The sequence below is a fragment of the Streptomyces roseolilacinus genome, assembly GCF_014649335.1.
Taxonomy (GTDB): domain Bacteria; phylum Actinomycetota; class Actinomycetes; order Streptomycetales; family Streptomycetaceae; genus Streptomyces; species Streptomyces roseolilacinus.
This window is the reverse complement of record NZ_BMSV01000005.1, coordinates 389,116-405,652: the sequence shown is the minus strand read 5'-3', so window position 1 is coordinate 405,652 and position 16,537 is coordinate 389,116. Positions and strand designations below refer to the sequence as shown.

Annotated in this window: 14 protein-coding genes; 6 read left to right on the top strand and 8 right to left on the bottom strand. The window is 73.8% G+C overall.

What is annotated here, in order from left to right:
• Window positions 1-325: 325 nt before the first annotated feature.
• Together IE106_RS14635 and IE106_RS14630 are read right to left on the bottom strand one after the other, a co-directional pair.
• Window positions 326-706 (bottom strand): rhodanese-like domain-containing protein, encoded by a 381-nt coding sequence (locus IE106_RS14635; protein ID WP_189533880.1) that lies wholly within the window; start codon window positions 704-706, stop codon window positions 326-328.
• The gene (locus IE106_RS14630; protein ID WP_189533878.1) at window positions 703-1,227 is read right to left on the bottom strand and encodes a cysteine dioxygenase; all 525 of its coding nucleotides are present in this window, start codon (window positions 1,225-1,227) and stop codon (window positions 703-705) included. Before IE106_RS14630 ends, IE106_RS14635 begins: the two co-directional genes overlap by 4 nt.
• A gap of 523 nt (window positions 1,228-1,750) precedes the next feature.
• Here IE106_RS14630 and IE106_RS14625 point away from each other — a divergent pair.
• The gene (locus IE106_RS14625; protein WP_189534163.1) at window positions 1,751-2,602 is read left to right on the top strand and encodes an RNA polymerase sigma factor SigF; all 852 of its coding nucleotides are present in this window, start codon (window positions 1,751-1,753) and stop codon (window positions 2,600-2,602) included.
• Window positions 2,603-2,621: 19 nt separating this feature from the next.
• Here IE106_RS14625 and IE106_RS14620 read toward each other — a convergent pair whose 3' ends face one another.
• Together IE106_RS14620 and IE106_RS30700 are read right to left on the bottom strand one after the other, a co-directional pair.
• Window positions 2,622-3,812, bottom strand: coding sequence for a phospholipase D-like domain-containing protein (locus IE106_RS14620; RefSeq protein WP_189533876.1), 1,191 nt, complete (start codon window positions 3,810-3,812; stop codon window positions 2,622-2,624).
• Window positions 3,809-3,937, bottom strand: a complete 129-nt coding sequence (locus IE106_RS30700) for a hypothetical protein (RefSeq protein ID WP_268255297.1) — start codon at window positions 3,935-3,937, stop codon at window positions 3,809-3,811. The genes IE106_RS14620 and IE106_RS30700 overlap by 4 nt, the downstream gene beginning before the upstream one ends.
• A 723-nt stretch (window positions 3,938-4,660) precedes the next feature.
• On the opposite strand from IE106_RS30700, the gene IE106_RS14615 reads away from it, so the two are divergent.
• The gene (locus IE106_RS14615) at window positions 4,661-5,809 is read left to right on the top strand and encodes an FG-GAP-like repeat-containing protein (protein WP_189533874.1); all 1,149 of its coding nucleotides are present in this window, start codon (window positions 4,661-4,663) and stop codon (window positions 5,807-5,809) included.
• 192 nt (window positions 5,810-6,001) lie between these two features.
• On the opposite strand, the gene IE106_RS14610 is transcribed toward IE106_RS14615, so the two are convergent.
• Window positions 6,002-6,805 carry a pectate lyase gene (locus IE106_RS14610; protein WP_189533872.1) on the bottom strand — a complete coding sequence of 268 codons (804 nt, stop codon included), beginning with the start codon at window positions 6,803-6,805 and terminating at the stop codon, window positions 6,002-6,004.
• A gap of 586 nt (window positions 6,806-7,391) precedes the next feature.
• On the opposite strand from IE106_RS14610, the gene IE106_RS14605 reads away from it, so the two are divergent.
• The gene (locus IE106_RS14605; RefSeq protein ID WP_189533870.1) at window positions 7,392-8,342 is read left to right on the top strand and encodes a phosphotransferase; all 951 of its coding nucleotides are present in this window, start codon (window positions 7,392-7,394) and stop codon (window positions 8,340-8,342) included.
• Between the two features lie 166 nt (window positions 8,343-8,508).
• Here the strand turns inward: IE106_RS14605 and IE106_RS14600 are convergent, their stop codons facing one another.
• Complete coding sequence (locus IE106_RS14600) at window positions 8,509-9,771, bottom strand: glycoside hydrolase family 64 protein (RefSeq protein WP_229840424.1); 1,263 nt, start codon at window positions 9,769-9,771, stop codon at window positions 8,509-8,511.
• A gap of 259 nt (window positions 9,772-10,030) precedes the next feature.
• Between IE106_RS14600 and IE106_RS14595 the strand changes: the two genes are divergently transcribed.
• The 3 genes from IE106_RS14595 (at window position 10,031) to IE106_RS14585 (ending at window position 13,435) form a co-directional block, all read left to right on the top strand.
• Entirely contained in the window at window positions 10,031-10,492 is a 462-nt protein-coding gene (locus IE106_RS14595; RefSeq protein ID WP_189533868.1) for a cupin domain-containing protein, read from the top strand.
• A gap of 519 nt (window positions 10,493-11,011) precedes the next feature.
• Window positions 11,012-12,637: a ribosomal protection-like ABC-F family protein gene (gene abc-f, locus IE106_RS14590; protein WP_189533866.1), complete on the top strand. Its 1,626-nt coding sequence runs from the start codon at window positions 11,012-11,014 to the stop codon at window positions 12,635-12,637.
• Window positions 12,638-12,742: 105 nt separating this feature from the next.
• On the top strand, window positions 12,743-13,435 hold the full coding sequence (locus IE106_RS14585) for a maltokinase N-terminal cap-like domain-containing protein (protein ID WP_189533863.1): 693 nt from the start codon (window positions 12,743-12,745) through the stop codon (window positions 13,433-13,435).
• A 294-nt stretch (window positions 13,436-13,729) separates the two neighbouring features.
• Here IE106_RS14585 and IE106_RS14580 read toward each other — a convergent pair whose 3' ends face one another.
• A complete protein-coding gene (locus tag IE106_RS14580; RefSeq protein ID WP_189533861.1) occupies window positions 13,730-15,373 on the bottom strand; it encodes a trypsin-like serine protease in 1,644 nt (547 codons plus the stop codon).
• Between the two features lie 785 nt (window positions 15,374-16,158).
• Window positions 16,159-16,434 carry a hypothetical protein gene (locus IE106_RS14575; RefSeq protein WP_189533859.1) on the bottom strand — a complete coding sequence of 92 codons (276 nt, stop codon included), beginning with the start codon at window positions 16,432-16,434 and terminating at the stop codon, window positions 16,159-16,161.
• Between the last annotated feature and the right edge of the window lie 103 nt (window positions 16,435-16,537).

Here is a 16,537-nt window from a genome sequence, read left to right as displayed (position 1 = left end):
GTCCGGCGTCGACCGCCCGGAGGCCGCGGTCGTCCCCGGAGACGCGCCTGCCCCCGGACGTCGTCGCCGCCCGGACGGAGGTCCACGCGGCCGGGCGGGTCAGGACGCCGCCCGCCCGACGGCCGTGTCGACGCCCCCGGCCGCCCGGCCCATCGTGGGGCCGGGCCCCGTCGGACGGCGACAGCACGGCGGGGCACCGCGCACGACGGGCGCGACACCCGTGTACGGGGACGCCGGCCCCCACGCGCGAGGACGCCGCCGGTCGCGCTCCCCGTTCCCGCCCCGGACGAGGCGGCGAACCGGCGGGCCGCCCGCCGGCAGGGAGTCACACGGCGGTCACGGGAAGCCCGGCCGCCCGCCACGCGCGGAACCCGCCCACGAGGTCGGTGGCCCGGGACAGCCCGATGGCCCGCAGGGACGCGGCGGCCAGCGAGGAGGCGTATCCCTCGTCGCAGAACACGATCCACCGGACCCGCGTGGACGTGGCCTGCGGCAGTGCCCCCTCGCCGGCCGGGTCGCACCGCCATTCCAGGTGGTTGCGCTCGATGACGAGGGCGCCCGGGATGCCTCCCTCCGCGCGGCGCGTCGCCTCGGGCCTCGTGTCCACGAGGAGCGCCCCGTCGCGCACGGCCCTCCACGCCTCCTCCGGCCCCAGCCGGTCGAGCCCGGCCCGTACCTCGGCGAGATGCCGGTCGATGCCGGTCACTCCTCCACCTCCTCGACGCGGTCGGTCACCAGCCGCCCGTCGGGCAGCTGCCGGTAGTACGCCATGCTGGTCAGCGACGGCGCGTAGACGTGGATGCTCACGGCCGGCACGGGGCCCTCGTTCACCACCTGGTGGACGAGGCGCGGCCCGAACGCCCGCACCGGGCCCGGCGGAAGCCGCCGCGGCACCGGATGCACCGGGTACGACGTGGGCGGGAAGACCCGTTCGGTCAGCTCTCCGCGCACCACGGTGAACGCCCCCTTCGAGCCGCCGTGTCCGTGGATCTCGGTGCCCTGTCCGGGCAGCCAGGTCAGCAGCCACACCTCGTGGGTGGCGGTGCGCTCCAGGCGCGTGTGGTACCGGTCGGGGCTTTCGAAGCGTACGTACGGGAGCCACAGCTCCGTACGCGCCGCGATCCGTTCCGCCGCCTCCCCGAGCCGCGCGGGGCTCGGGGAGGCGATGACGGACGCGGGGAAAGGGGAGGTGGGCGCGGAGGAGCCGGGGGACGGCACGACGAACATGGGGGTTCCCTGGGTGTGGAGGCGGGCGGTACGGAGAAGGAGCCGCGCCTCGGGAACACCGGGGACGCGACCGTCAGGGACGGTCGCTACGACACAGCGCACTGGCCACGCGGACGAGGTCCACGTGGTGCCGCGCGAAGAAGCGCCTGCTAGTCGGCATGCGCAGCAGATTCCCAGCAGACGCACCGCGGGTCAAGCCGCTCGGCGTGTCGCCGCCCCGGGGCGCCGCCGCCGGGGGGACCCGTCGACCGCCGGACGGCGGCGGGCGCCACGGCCCGGGGGGATCCGCGCGGACCGCGCCCGTCCGTCCTCCCCGGCCGGGGGCCGCCGGACGGTGCCGGCCCTGCGTCCGGGCGCGGATCTCCGGCCGTACGGGCGCTGTCTCGGGGGCCCGGCGGTGTCCCCGGACGCCCGATCTCCGTTTCGTGCAAACATGAGGAGCATGACCGCGGTACTTGTGGGTAGGCGCGCCACGTCGGCCCCTGCAGGGCCGAAGAGAATTCCGTGTATGGAGGAGGGGACGATGACGGTGGCGACGACCGACACGAGCACGAGGGCCATCAGCGGTATCGCCACGCTGCCTGAGGTGGCGGACCCCCGGAAGGTTCCGCCGAAGGACGCCCGGGCGCTGACGAAGCTGTTCATCGAGCAGCTCGCGGTTCTGGAAGAGGGCACGCCCGAGTACCAGTACGCGCGCAACACGCTCATCGAGATGAACATGTCCCTCGTCCGGTACGCGGCGGGTCGGTTCCGCAGCCGCAGCGACGAGATGGACGACATCGTCCAGGTGGGGATGATCGGTCTCATCAAGGCGATCGACCGGTTCGAGCTGACCCGCGAGGTGGAGTTCACCACGTTCGCCGTCCCGTACATCGTCGGTGAGATCAAGCGGTTCTTCCGCGACACCTCGTGGGCCGTGCACGTGCCGCGCCGCCTGCAGGAGGCGCGCGTCGAGCTGGCGCGGGCCACCGAGGAGCTGCGCACCCGCCTGGGGCGCACGCCCACCGTCAAGGAACTCGCCGAGCTGATGAACCTGACCGAGGAGGAGGTCATCGAGGCCCGGCTCGCGTCGAACGGCTACAACTCCTCCTCCCTGGACGCCGCGATCAGCGGTGACGAGAGCGGCGAGACCGCCCTGGCCGACTTCATCGGCACCGAGGACCCGGCCATGGAGCTGGTGGAGGACTTCCACGCCCTGGCCCCGCTGATCGCCCAACTCGACGAGCGCGACCGGCGGATCCTGCACCTGCGGTTCGTGGAGGAGCTCACCCAGGCGCAGATCGGCGAGCAGCTCGGCTGCTCGCAGATGCACGTGTCGCGCCTGCTGTCGCGCACCCTCAAGCGCCTGCGCGAGGGCATGCTGTCCACGCGCTGAGCGCGCGGACAGCAGTCCGCTACAAGAACCTCCGGATCGGAGTGACCGCCGCCTCCAGCAGCCGCTGGAAGGCGGCGCGTCGTTTCCAGCGGGAGAGGTCGATGGCCACGCTGCGGGTGAGGTCCTCGTCGAAGTGGGCGTCGAGGGTGGCGGTGAACTCCTCGTCGAGCACGGCGAGCATGACCTCCTCGTCGTGGTCCATGGAGCGGCGGTTGAAGTTCGTCGAGCCGGTCAGCGCCGCCACCCGGTCCACCGTGATGATCTTGGCGTGCATCATCGTCGGCTGGTACTGCCGGATCTCCACCCCGGCTTCCAGCAGCTCGGCGTAGTGGGACTGGCCGGCGAGCTGGCAGGCGCGCTGGTCGGTGTACGGGCCGGGCAGCAGGATCTCCACCCGTACGCCCCGGCGCGCGGTGGCGCAGAGCAGGTCGATGAAGTACGTGTCGGGTGCGAAGTAGGCGGTGGCCAGGCGGAAACGCTCCTCGGCCGAGGTGAGCATGACCCGGATGAGGGTCTGCATGTCCTGCCAGCCGATGCTCGCCGACCCGCGGACGACCTGGACGATCGACGTGCCGTACTGGGCGTGCTCGGTGAAGCGGTCGCGCTCGTCGTACAGGTCGTCGTGGCACTCGGCCCAGTTCTGGGCGAACGCCGCGGCGACGCCGTCCACGGCCGGTCCGCGGAGCTGTACGTGCGTGTCGCGCCACTCGCCGGGGTCGCGGGCGTCGCCGCACCACTCCTGGGCGATGCCGACCCCGCCGGTGTAGGCGGTGTGCTCGTCGACGATGAGCGCCTTGCGGTGGCAGCGGTGGTTCTGCTTGAACGGCGAGAGCCACACCGGTTTGCGGAACCAGGCGATCTGCACCCCCGCCGCGTCCATGCCGTCGAGCAGGTCCGTCTCTATCTGCCGGGCTCCGAAGCCGTCGAGCAGCAGCCGCACCCGCACCCCTGCGCGGGCGCGATCGGCGAGCGCCTCGGCGAACTCCCTGGCGATCTGCCCCCGCCAGTACACGAACGTCATCAGGTCCACGGTGTGCCGGGCGCTGCGGATGGCGTTCAGCATGGCGGGGAAGATCTCGTCGCCATTGCGCAGCGCCACGAGCTCGTTCCCCTCCGTGGCCGCCACGCCGATCAGCCGCTCCAACCGTCGTCTGAGCCGCTGCTTGCGCTCCTCGCTGTCGGTGGCGGTCTCCCCGGGCGCGGCGCTCATATGGTGCCCTCCGGGGCCTGGGCGGCGGGCGACCCGCCGGTGGCGAGGGCCACCGCGACGGGGGCGGGCGCGGCGGTCCGGGGCACGGCGTAGGCGGCGTGCCGGGCGCCGAAGTGCTCGGGCATCGTTTTCTGTACCTCCCTGGGCGGCGCCCGCCGGAAAAGCGGCGGGCCACGACGGAAGCCTAGTCTCCGGACGAGAGGCCCCGAACGGCGGTGACCCCGTACCGGCGCTCCCCCGCGAAGACGCGTGCCGCCCTACCGGACCCGTGCCCACCTGCGGTCACCCCGTCGGCCGGGCGACGCGCCGACGGCCGGCGCCCCTCGCCCGCACCGGCCGTCCTCGTGTCCGCCCGGCCGCCGTCGGCCTGTTCGGGGATCGCCCTTCGCGTTCCGCGGGGGCGCTCGCGCCGAGCCGCCGCACCCCTCCGACGGCCGCCGGCCCGGGACTTGCCCGCGGCGGACCCGGCGGGCAGCATGATCATGTTCATCACCGGGGGGAATATGCGGCGTACTGCCGGAGCGGGACCGGACCCGGGGAGCGTCCTGCCGATCGGGCCGGGTCTCCCGCGGGTGTGCGGTCGTCCGGCCGACGCGTTCCGCCGGGGCGCGGGTACCTCGTCCTCTTCCCCGTACGCCGCCTCGGCCTCGGCCTCGTCCTGAGCGGCCGTACCGGTCCGGCGCGAGAAGCGCGGCCCCCGGTCGGCGTCGAACGCCCGACGAGCGGATCGACACGTCCTGCTGAATCTGGAGATCTTTGCGTCCCACCTACGCACGCACAGAACGTGGATCGGCGGTGCCGCCGCCGCGACGGCGTCCGCGCTCCTCATCGGCTCGCCGTCGCAGGCCGTGGAGGGGCCCGCGACGACGGCCCACGCCCACACGGCGCGGATCGTCGTCGGGGCGCACGAGCGCGCCTGCACCGGCACGCTGGTCGACCCCCGGTGGGTCCTCACCACGTCGGGGTGCTTCGCGGACGCGACCGGGGCCGTCACGCCCGGCGCGCCGCGGACGCCGACGACGCCGACGACGGTCACGGTGGGCCGGCCCGACCTGACCGACACCACGGTGGGGGCCGTGCGCGCGACCGTCCGGCTCGTGCCGCACCCGCAGCGGGACGTGGTCATGGTCGAGCCGGCGACGCGCGTCACCACCGTGAAGCCGGTGGCCGTCGCCGGTACCGCGGCGTCCGACGGCGAGTCGGTGCGCGTCACCGGATACGGGCGCACGAAGACCGTGTGGATGCCGGACCGCGTCCACGTCGGGACCTTCACGGCCGGTGCGGCCGGGACGGCCGACCCCACCTCGGTCAGGCTGGCGGCCACCGGGGACGCGGTCGTCTGCCAGGGGGACGCGGGCGGTCCCGTCCTGCGTGAGACGGGTGCCGGACCGGAGCTGCTGGCCGTGGTCGGCCGGTCCTGGCAGGGTGGCTGCCTCGGCTCCCCGGACACGGAGACCCGGACGGACGCCTTCGCGACGCGCGTGGGCGACCTGCGCGCCTGGATCTCCGCCACGGCCTTCGCCGCCCAGGGCGACCTGACGGGCGACAAGGCCGCGGATCTCGCCGCCGTCTGGAACGACGGCACCCTGCACGCCTACCCCGGCAACGGCACCGGCGGCCTGTCCGGGGCGCGCCTCCCGCAGGTGGGCGGTACGAGCTGGTCGACCGTCAAGCACCTGACGAAGAGCGACTTCACCGGTGACGGCGTCGCCGACGTGATGGCCGTCCGGAACGACGGCCCCCTGCACGTCTACACCGGCAAGGGCGACGGCACCCTCACCACCCAGACCCCCGTCACGCTCGGCGGCGCCACCTGGAGCACCGTCAAGCAGCTGACGTCCGGTGACCTGACGAACGACGGCATCGCCGACCTCGTCGCCGTCTGGGGCGACGGGACGCTCCACCTCTACCCCGGCAGGGGCGGCGGGCAGCTCGGCAACGGCGTCGCCCTCGCCGTCGGCGGCAGCACCTGGGGCACCGTCAAGCACCTGGCGTGACGCAGGCGCCCGGGACGGCCCCGCCGGCGCTCCCGGCCGGCACCGCCGTCCCGGGCGCCGGAAGCGGAACGTCCCCGCAGGGTCTCCCTACGGGGACGTTCCCGTACACGACCGCGCCGCCCCGGCCGTACGAGGCACTGTGCGAGACACCTCGTGCGGCGGTCCGCGGCGCGGGTCCCTACCGTCCGGCGCTCACTTGTAGGCGATGTCGGACGCCGTGTACCTGCAGTGGGTGCCGTCGGGGCCGCTGCCGTTCGTGCTCGGCTCCGCGCCGGTGTTGTTGCCGATGTACTTCTGGCACGGGACGATCTTCCGGTCGGTGTCGCCGACGATGGTGATGTTCCTCAGCGTCGCCGAATCGCCGTAGTTGGTGTTGATGCCGACGATCCTGCCGCCCTTCCAGCCGACCTCGACGGTGTTGAGGTTGATCGTCCGCTTGTACTGGGTCTTGCAGTTGCCGCACGAGCGGATGAAGGTGCCGAAGTCCTTGACCGCGAAGTTCGACACGTTGAGCGTTCCGGCACCGTTGAACTGGAACACCTTGTCGCTGGCCGCCTTCGCGCCTCCCCCGGTGACGGTGTAGACGCTCGACGAGGAGGTGCCGCGGAACGTCGCCGCGTCCTCGCCGACGTCCTCCCACCAGACGTTCTGCAGGGTGCAGCTGCCCAGGCAGTGGATGCCGTCCGCGGCGGGAGAGCCGATGATCACGTTCTTCAGCACGGCGCCGGCGGCGAGTCGCAGGATCGGCCCCTGGTTCTCGTCCTGGCCCCCGGAGCCCAGGTCGCCCGTGCCGTAGAGGCGCTTCATCCCGTAGTCCTTGGTACCGGATATCGAGATGGTGGAGGCGACGGGCTCACTGCCGTTGGGCGTGGGCCAGACGGCGGCACTGGCCGGCGACGCGCCGCCAGTCATGAGCATGCCAAAAGAGAGGCTGAACGTGGCCAGGGCGCTGCCCACCACGCGCCGACGGTGGCGCGGTCGTGTCGCGGACCTCATGGTGCGGCTCCTTCTTCGTCGTCCGAGAGGGATCACCGGATGCGGGGAGCGGACTTCGGCGACAGGACGGAGAGGCGCGCCGAGCGCATCGGCTCGCCGGCGGAAGGGCGGGGCGCCGGGGGCGACGCCTCCACCGTGACACCGGTCGGTCGACACACAAGGAGAACCAGCCCTCCTCCTGAACCTCGTTCACGTCGCGGAACAAGGAAGGCGGGGTGACGCCGTCCCGGGGCGTCACCTCCCCCTCCTCACCCCACTCCCGTCGCCCCGTTGCGCGAGGGCGAATCACATCCTTGAACGGAAGGTAGAGGGCAAGCGCTTTCTAGTCAACGGCTCGCGCAGGATGTCTCCCGGCTGTGGAACCACGGGTACCGGCATCACCGCCCCGAACCGGCCACCCTCCGCTCGCGGCGCGTCGGGGCGCCCGGACCCGCGGACGGCCGGCGAGCGGCGGCACTCCGGGCAGCCGGGCGGACCTCGCGGCCGATCGGGGCCGCCACGGTCCCCGAGGGGGACCGGCCGTGTGCGGTGCCGCGGCGGACCCCGGCCCGTCGCACCGCTCCCCCGGCGTGGCAGCATCGTCGGCATGCCGGAATCGATGACATCCGATCAGCTCGCCGCCCGCACGTCACGCGCTCTCGATGCCGCCGTCGCCGCGGGGCGCGCCCTCGGGCTCACGGTGACCGACGCGGCCGTGCTCCACGACGTGTTCTCCGTCGTGGTGCACCTCGCTCCGTCACCCGTGGTGGTCCGGGTGCCCACCGTCCTGCCCCCGTACGCCGACCCCGACTCCCAGACGGCGCGACAACGGGTGGAGCTCGACGTGGTGGGGTGGCTCGCGGAGCAGGGTCACCCGGTCGTCCCGCCGAGCCCCCTCGTGCCACGGGAGCCCGTGCGGCGCGACGGGTTCTCGATGACGTTCTGGCAGTACGTCGAGCAGGCCCGGGACGTCGAGCCCGACTTCGTGCGCAACGCCGGCCTGGTCGCCGACCTGCACGCCGCACTGCGCGAGTACCCGGGTGAACTGCCGTTCCTGTCGGCCGCCGAACCCCGGTTCGTCACGGAAGGGCTCGCCGCCCTCGAGGCGCGCCCCGACCTCATCGAGCCGGCCGACCTCGACCGCGCACGGCGCGAGTGGAAGGTCCTGGAACCCCTCGTCAGCTCGCGCGCGGCGTTCGAAGCGGCGTTCCCCGGGATCGACTTCCAGCCGATCCACGGCGACGCCCCCGCGGTGAACATCGTCGCCTCCTCGGACGGCCCGCTGTACTCCGACTTCGAACTGGTCACGCTCGGCCCGGTCGAGTGGGACATGGCGGCTCTCGGACCCGAGTGCGAGGCCGCGTACGACTCGGCCGCGCGGCGCCGGGGCCTGCGCCGGCTGGACGAAGGCGTGCTGCGCCTCGTCAACGCCGTGGGCATGTCCCGGGCCGTGGCCTGCCTCGCGCTGGTGCCGCAGTTGCCCCTGCTCGCGGAGGCGCTGAAGCCGGCCGTCGAGCAGTGGCGGACGATGCCGTTCGCGGGCGGTCTGGGCGACTGAGCCGTTCCGGGCGACGAGGCCCGTGCGGCCCGGCGGTCACGGAGGTGACGCGCGGGAGCCGGCCGTCGCTCAGGGCCGTGGGCGCTCTCCGGGCCGGAGAGCGCCCACGGCGCCGGTGGCGGGGCCGCCGGCGGTTCGGGGCGGCGGGGCCGGGCGCCTTGCGGACCTACCCGACCGTCAGGGTGAAGCGGCGCGGGTTGCCGTCGTGGGCGGCTCCCGAGACGTCCGGCCGTCCGTCCGGCCGGACGTCGTCGTACGGGAAGGCGTAGCCGATCGGCGTGTTCGCGTGGACCACCCGCGACCAGTGGTTGGTCGACGGGTCGCGGTAGTAGTCGGAAGGGGCGGGGCCGTTCGGCTGGTCGGGGTGGGTGAGGAGCGTCGTGCGGTTGAATCCCGCCGCCAGCCGGGCGAGCAGCGCCTTGCGGTCGTCGGAGTCGCCGGGGTTGTTGGTGAACGGCCCGTGGTTGCAGGTGAAGACGTCCCTGGAGGTCGGCTTGGCGAAGCTGTGGCCCCCGGTGAAGGTGAGGACGTCGCCGTTGACCCGGCCGGTGCGTACGCCGCGACCGCCCTGGAGGTCGATGCGCAGGTCGGTGGTGCGGTACTTCTGCCAGACCCGGTCGATGTAGCCGGTGAAGGCGCTGCGGAACGGCATCTGGTCGGGGCGGTCGAAGTACGGTGCCATGAGGTTCTGCGGGGAGATCACCCGCAGGACCGAGCCGTTCGACGCGCGGATCACCAGCTTGTCCCACGGCTGGCCGTCCCGCGCGGCCTGGGCCACGAGTTCGTCGGCGATCCGCTGCACGGCACCGGCCGGGAGCGGCGCGACGGTGTGGGTGGCGTCACCGGTGAGGGTGAGGCCGATGGGCAGGGCGGTCACCAGGTCGACGTAGCTGATGTTGGCGTACAGCTGCTGCGGGTTGAAGGTGAACTCGGCGAACGACCAGATGCGGCCGTAGTTCCGGTCCGAAGGGGTCGCGAAGGCCGGTTCGACGAGGGCGGGACCGGGGTTGAGGAAGAAGTCGAGCTTGTTGTCGCGGACGAAGTAGACGCGGGCGCCGTACATCTGCGGCAGCGTGAGCACGACCGGGCCCGCGCCCGCCGGGCGCAGGGGTATGGCGCAGTCCACGGGCAGCGGGGTCATCGTGGAGGAGGGGGACTCGGGGCGGTAGACACCTCCGCCCGGGCGCAGCAGGACCCAGCGACCGGTGCCCTGCTCGTGGCCGGTGACGTAGGCGTGGACCGTGCCGGGAAGCGACCTGTTCTCCAGGGCCAGTTCGCAGGTGGCCGGTGCCGCCGAGGCGCGGTCGCGGAGGCCGAACGCGGTCACCGCCGCGGCGGCCGCGGTGCCGGCGAGCAGGGACCGGCGGGACAGGGGACGTGCGGGGCGGCGGTGCGGTGCGGGGCCGCCCGAGGACATGGCAGAGGACATGGGGGTGCACTCCTGGTGGGGGAAGGAGGAGCGGTGGGGGTGAGTGCGCCCACTCTGGCGCCGGTGGCCGGAGGCGTCAAGAGATGATGCTGAGAGCGCTCTCAGTTTTTCTCCGCCTTCACAAATCGACGTCACCGGCCCCCACTTGGCGGAAAGTGGCCGCCTCACCACCCGGGGGTGCGGCCCGCGGGGGCGGCGGACCCGGGGCTCCCCCGCCGGGCGCGTAGGGTGACGCGCACACGAGGAGAGCGAGGCGACGGTGCCGGACTGGAGACGCAGACTGGGCCTGGAGGCGCACCCCGAGGGCGGGTTCTTCCGGCGGACCTACACCAGCCCCCACGTCACGCACACGGCCGGCGGGCCCCGCCCGACGGCGACCTCCATCCACTACCTGCTCACGCGCGACGAGCCGCGCGGCCGCCTGCACCGCAATCGCAGCGACATCCTCCACTTCCTCCTCGACGGGGGCCCCGTCGAGTACGTGACCGTCACCTCGGACGGTGTCCTGGAACGCGTCACGCTGCGGGCCGGCGACCGCCACTTCCTCGCCGTCCCCGGCCAGGTGTGGAAGGCCTCGCAGCTCGTCGGCGACGCCACCCACGCCCTGGTGGCGGAGGTCGTCACCCCCGGCTTCGACTACGCCGACCACCGATTCGCCGTGGGCGAGGACTTCGCCCACCTGCCCGCGCTGCGTGCGGAACTCGCCCCGTTCCTGCCCTGAGCCACGACCACCGGCGCGGGCCCGTGGCATGGCGTGCCACCGGGGCGAGCCGCGACCGCCGGGGCGCGTCCCGTGACCGCTCGCGCGGGGGCGGAACGCGCCGTCGAGCCCGCGGACGCCGCCGGGGGAAGCGCCCCGCCGGGGGCTCCCGACGCTCCGTCTCCCCCGGCCCCGGTGGGACGGCCGGCCGGGCGCCGGCCAGTCAGGCTGGGGCTGCCGTCGTTCCCCGCCCGCACGCGGCCACCACCCGGCCGTCCGGCTCCTCCCCTCTCCGATGGGAGCGCTCACGGGACGCGGCACGGACCCCCTTCCGCCCGCGGTGGGGCGCGGAAACCCCTTCGCCGCCGGTGTGCCGCGCCCGTACACTCGAATCCATGGGTTCGTACTACTTCTTTCTCTGATTCCGGGCGCGGACGCGCGATGACCGCCGGCCGGTAGGCCGCCGCGGTGTCGTCGCCGTCCCCTTCCCAGGTCCGCGAACCCCGGGCTGTGCCCATGTCCTCACTCAGGGAAAGAACCATGCGCGACCGCGCCCCTTCTCAGTTGTCCGTCAAGGACGTCTCCAAGACGTACGGCGTACGGACCGTCCTCGACCAGGTCTCCTTCTCCGTCCGGCCCGGCGAACGGATCGGAGTCATCGGCGAGAACGGATCCGGGAAGTCCACCCTGCTGCGGCTCCTCGCCGGCATCGACCGGCCCGACACCGGTGACGTCACGGTCGGTTTCCCCGGTGGCGTCGGCCACCTCGCCCAGACCCTCGCGCTCGCGCCGTCCCGCACCGTGCAGGACGCCGTCGACGCCTCCCTCGCCGACCTGCGCGCACTGGAGCGGCGGATCCGGCAGGCCGAGGCCGATCTCTCCGACGCGACGCCCGAACAGCTCCACGCGTACGGCGACCTGCTGTCCGCCTACGAGGAGCGCGGCGGGTACGAGGCGGACACCCGCGTGGACGCCGCGCTGCACGGGCTCGGCGTGGGCCGGCTCGCCCGGGACCGGACGCTCGGGTCCCTCTCGGGCGGTGAGCAGTCCCGTCTCGCACTGGCCTGCGTCCTCGCCTCGGGGGCCGAACTGCTCCTGCTCGACGAACCCACCAACCACCTGGACCTCACGGCCGTGCGCTGGCTGCAGGAACGGCTGCGCGCCCACCACGGGACCGTGCTGGCGGTGACCCACGACCGGGTCTTCCTGGAGGAGGTCGCGACGGCGATCCTGGAGGTCGACCGGGACACGCGCACCGTCCGCCGCCACGGCGACGGCTGGAGCGGGTACCGCGCCGCGAAAGCCGCCGCCCACCGCCGCCGGGTGCGGGAGCACGAGGAGTGGCGGGACGAGCTGGCCCGTACGGAGGCACTGGTCGAGGCCGCCGGGCAGCGGCTCGCCGCCACGGGGAAGGACCCCCGGCAGGGCTTCGGCAAGCACCGCCGCTCCTCCGAGGCGAAGCTGTCGGGGCAGGTGCGCGCCGCCCGGGTACGGCTTGAGCAGTTGCGCCGGGCCCCGGTGCCGGCGCCGCCCGAACCGCTGCGGTTCCGGGCGCACCTCACGGCCGGGGCGCCGGGCGGCGCGGCGGACGGCGTCGTCGCCGAGCTCACGGACGTCGTCGTGGAGAACCGGCTGTCCCTGCCGCGGTTGCGGATCGAGGCCGGTCGCCGCCTGCTGGTGACCGGACCCAACGGCGCCGGCAAGACGACGCTCCTGCGGGTCCTCGCCGGTGACCTGCGACCGGACGCCGGGACGGTGCGCGGTACCGCCCGGGTCGGCTACCTGCCGCAGGAACTGCCCGCCGTACCGTCGCCCGAGGCCCTGCTGACGGTGTACGCGGCGGGGCGGCCCGGACCGGCGGAGGAGTACGCCGACGAACTGCTGGCCCTCGGGCTGTTCCGCGAGGAGGACCTCGACGTGCCGGTCGCCTCCCTCTCGGCCGGCCAGCAGCGCCGGCTGGAGCTGGCCCGGCTGGTGGCCCGCCCGGCGGACCTGCTGGTCCTGGACGAGCCCACCAACCACGTCGCGCCGGGCCTCGTCGAGGACCTGGAGGAGACGCTGGCACGGTACGAGGGCGCGGTGGTGGCCGTCTCGCACGACCGCCGGTTCCGCAGCGGTTTCACCGGCGACCGCCTGGAGCTGCGGGCGGGCCGGGCGGCGGCCTGACGGGACGGGACGGCCCCGTTCCGGTCCCGGGCCGAAGTCGCCGTGGCCGCGACGCGGATGGGAGGGTGGGAAGGTCCGTGTCCACCCGACGGAAGAGGTCCCGGTATGGCCGTCATCCACGCCACCACCATCAAGCCGACCAAGCTCGAACTGCTCACCGCCTGGCTGCCCTCCCGACCGTGGTACGGCGGCGGTACGGGAGGACCGGAGCTGGCGAAGGCCGGGGGGTTCCGGCTGGACGACCCGCGGGGCGAGGTGGGGATCGAGTTCATGGTGGTCACCGACACCTCCGGTACCGACCCGGTCACCTACCTGCTGCCCCTGACGTACCGCGGTGCCCCGCTCGACGGAGCGGAGCACGCTCTCGTCGGCACGATGGAGCACGGGGTACTGGGGCGGCGCTGGGCCTACGACGGCTGCCACGACCCGGTGCTGGTCGCCCAGTTGCTCGCCCTGGTCGAGGGCCGCGCCCAGGCGCAGGCCCAGAGCACCAGTGACACCCCCGACCACGAGGTCACCCGTTCCCACACGGGGGAGGGCCCCCTCCTCACGGACCGCGCCGTCACCGCCACCGACGACGCGGAGGGCACCGCTCTGGATGTCGCGCGCGGCACGACCCTCCGGCTGCACCGGGTCCTGCGGCCCGCGCCGGAGGAGGCGTCCGCCCTGCCGCGGACCGCGACCGGCCACGTCGCCGGCCCCTGGCACCTGCCCGACGGAACCCGCGTCCGGGGGCTGTTCGCCGTGCTGCACGCCGACCCTCGGAACCAGCCGTCCGCCGTCCGGGGCGAGGCCTGACGCCGGCCGTCGCCCGGCGGACCCTCGGCGGGCACGGCCCGGTGGCCTGGCTGCGGCAGGCGGCCAGGGCCCTGGGGCCCGTCCTCCACGGCTGGTACGGGCAGGCCGAGACACAGTACGTCGGAGCGCCCCGGCCCGGGCGGGCCAGGGGCCCCGGACTCCGTTCCGGGCCCCTGGTGTGTGCGCTGCCGGGACCCTGGGGTCCCGGCGTTCGCAGCGGCACGTCCGGCGGACAGGAGCGCTCCCCGTCTCCGGGGGCCGCTCCCCCGCCCGGCCGGGCGGGGGAGCCGTGGATCAGAGGGTGCCGGTGATGCTCAGGCCGACGAGCGTCCCGGGAGCGCCGGTCAGGGTGACCGTGGCGGTCGGGGCCCAGGTCCCGGCGGCGTGCCGGGTGGTGTGCAGGACCTTGCCGTCGGCGGTGACGGCGGCCAGCTGCAGTTCGCCGTCGACGTGGGCGGCGCTGAGGGACTTCGTGGTGACGGTGCCCCAGACACCGGAGAGGTTCCCGTACACGGTCCAACTGCCGTTGCCGGAGCGCAGGGTGTGGAACTGCTTGGTGCCGTTGTCGGTGGCGATGACGACGTGCGCGTCGGTGCCCACACCGGCGATGGAGACGGAGGAGACGGGGCCGGTGACGCCCACGGCCTTGGTCATGTCGCCCCAGCCGGTCCACTGCCCGGTGGTGTTGCGGACCGTGTGGTAGGGCTTGCCTCCGGTGACCGCGACGGTCTGCAGCTGGCCGCCGACGCTGGCCGTGGCGACGGACGTCACCGCCCCGATGGGTCCCGCCGCGCCGGAGACGTCGCCGAAGCGGGTCCAGTTGCCGGCGGCGTCGCGGCGGGTGTGGAACACCTTGTTGTCGGCGAGCGCGACCACGTGCAGGTCGTGGCCGATGGAGACGGCGGAGACCTGCCGGAGGTTGCCCAGGACCCCGGCGACGGCGCCCACGTCTCCGAACGCGGTCCAGGAGCCGTCGGCCCTGCGGATGCTGTGGCGCAGCTTGCCCTGGCTGTCGATGGCCAGGACGTGGGTGTCCTGGTTGATGCCCGCCGCGGTCACCGCGGAGGCCGACGACAGGGTGCCGCCGATGTTGCCGGCCTTGGTCTGGACGTCGGTGAAGTCGGTCCAGGTGCCGTCGGCGAGCCGGATTCCCTGGTAGACGCCCGTGCTGGTCTGGGCGATGGCCTGGGCCCTCCAGCCGGGCTGCGCGACGCGGACGTCCATGATCCACTGACGGAGGTCGTCGACGCGTGCGGCTTCGGCGTTCCGCCGGGTCTCGGTCGAGGGGATGCCCAGGCAGCCGGCCTGCCACGAGCGGCTGGCGAGGGCGACGACCTCGCCGGCGGCGTTGGTGACGGGGCCGCCCGCGTCGCCCTGGCAGATGGCGTCGCCGGTCTGGCCGCCCTCGATGGCGAGGGTGGTCGCCGTGGAGGAGGTCGTGGTGAAGGCGGCGGTGTGGACCTTGTCGGGCACCCACACCGTCTTCGTCCGGCCGAAGCCCGCGGCGGTCAGTGCGGTGCCGGCCCCGGGTGCGGCGCCGGCGATCCTGGCCGGGGTGACGCCGGTGGCCGACCGGTCGAGGCGCGCCAGGAGGACGTCCCGGTCGGTACGGGGGACGACTTCCGCGATCGTGTACTCCTGGGAGCCCAGGGTGACCTTCACCGGCTCCTGGGGCTTGCCGGCCACCATGCCCGTGCCGGGCGTGGTGGTGAAGCAGCTCTGGGAGGTGAGGAGCCACTGGGCCGCGACCAGGGTGCCGGAGCAGCCGCGGGCGTCGGTCTGGTCGCCGACGGTGATCTGGGCGGTGTGGGCGAAGACGCCGGCCGTGTCGGGAGCGCCGATGGCGGCGGTCGCGGTGTTCGACGACAGCAGGCCGGTGCCGATCGCCGCGGCGAGGCCGGCGGCCATCCACGCGGACCGTGGACGGGTACGAAGCACGAGTGTTTCCTTCGGTAGGACGGCAGGGTCCGGGCAGGACGGCATCGTCGAAGGAACCACGCACACCCCCCGGTTGTGACAACCCGTGCAGACTACCGCCGGATTCGGTGGAAGTGATCTTGGAATTCCGGATTCCGCGAAGACCGTCGTGATCGCGGTGTCCACACCCGTCCGCCGGTGCCCGCTCCGGCGGTGCCGCGGGGCCGGCCGCCTCGGCGCCTCCCCCGGCGCCCCCGGAAAACCGGTGCCGTCGCCGCGTACGTGCCGCGTAGCATCCGGCCCATGCCACGCCCCCACGTTTCACCTTCACGCGGCGCGCCGACGGTACCGTCCTGATCACCCACCACGGCCGCTCCGCCGTAGTCCTGCGCGACGCGCGCGCCGTCCGCTTCCTGGTGGAGGTGGAGGACGGCGACGCCCAGCTGGTGATGGCCCGTTGGACGGGCTCGTACACGTTCGGCAACGAACGCCAGGCCCGTCGGCACCCCCGCAATCGCGGGCGGGTCTGAGCAGCCTGCCCCTGCCCGCCGTCTTCGTGGCGACCGGTGCCCGGGTGCCCGCCCGGCGTGCCGCGGTCCCGGCCGGTACGTGTTCCGTGACCGCGCCCGAGAGTGCCCCGGACCCCGGTGCGGCCTCCCGGCCCGGCCTTCCCCGCACCCCCGAGGGGCTCCGGCCGTGCCGGGGAGGATCATCCCGCCGTGCCCGCCGCGTCCTTCACCCCTCGTCGGCCGCGCGCGACGGCGCCGGGCGGCGGACCGGGCCGGCACGGCGGGCGGGTCGTGCGGTCAGCGGTTCCCGTGGCGGAGGAGGAACAGTTGCTTCACCGCGTCCACCACCTGCGCCAACTCGTCCCCGTGCGTGATGTTCTGGGAGCAGTTCACGGTCTCGTTGGTGGTCAGGCGGCTCGGCTGGTCGAAGTTCTCGATGATGTTGCAGTCGTGGAACTGGACGGTCCCGTCGGTCTTCGTCGTGTCGTCGTCGGCCGCCCGCGCGGCCCCGGCAGCGCCACCGGCGACCGCCAGAGCAGTGAACACGCAGACGAGGGATCGGGGAAATCTCATGGCTCTCTTGCCTTCCGGGATCATTTCGCTTCGGCACGCCCGGAAAGAGGCGTGCGGCCGTTCTCGGCCGAGGTCTCACGGAATCACCCGCCCCTGCGGACAG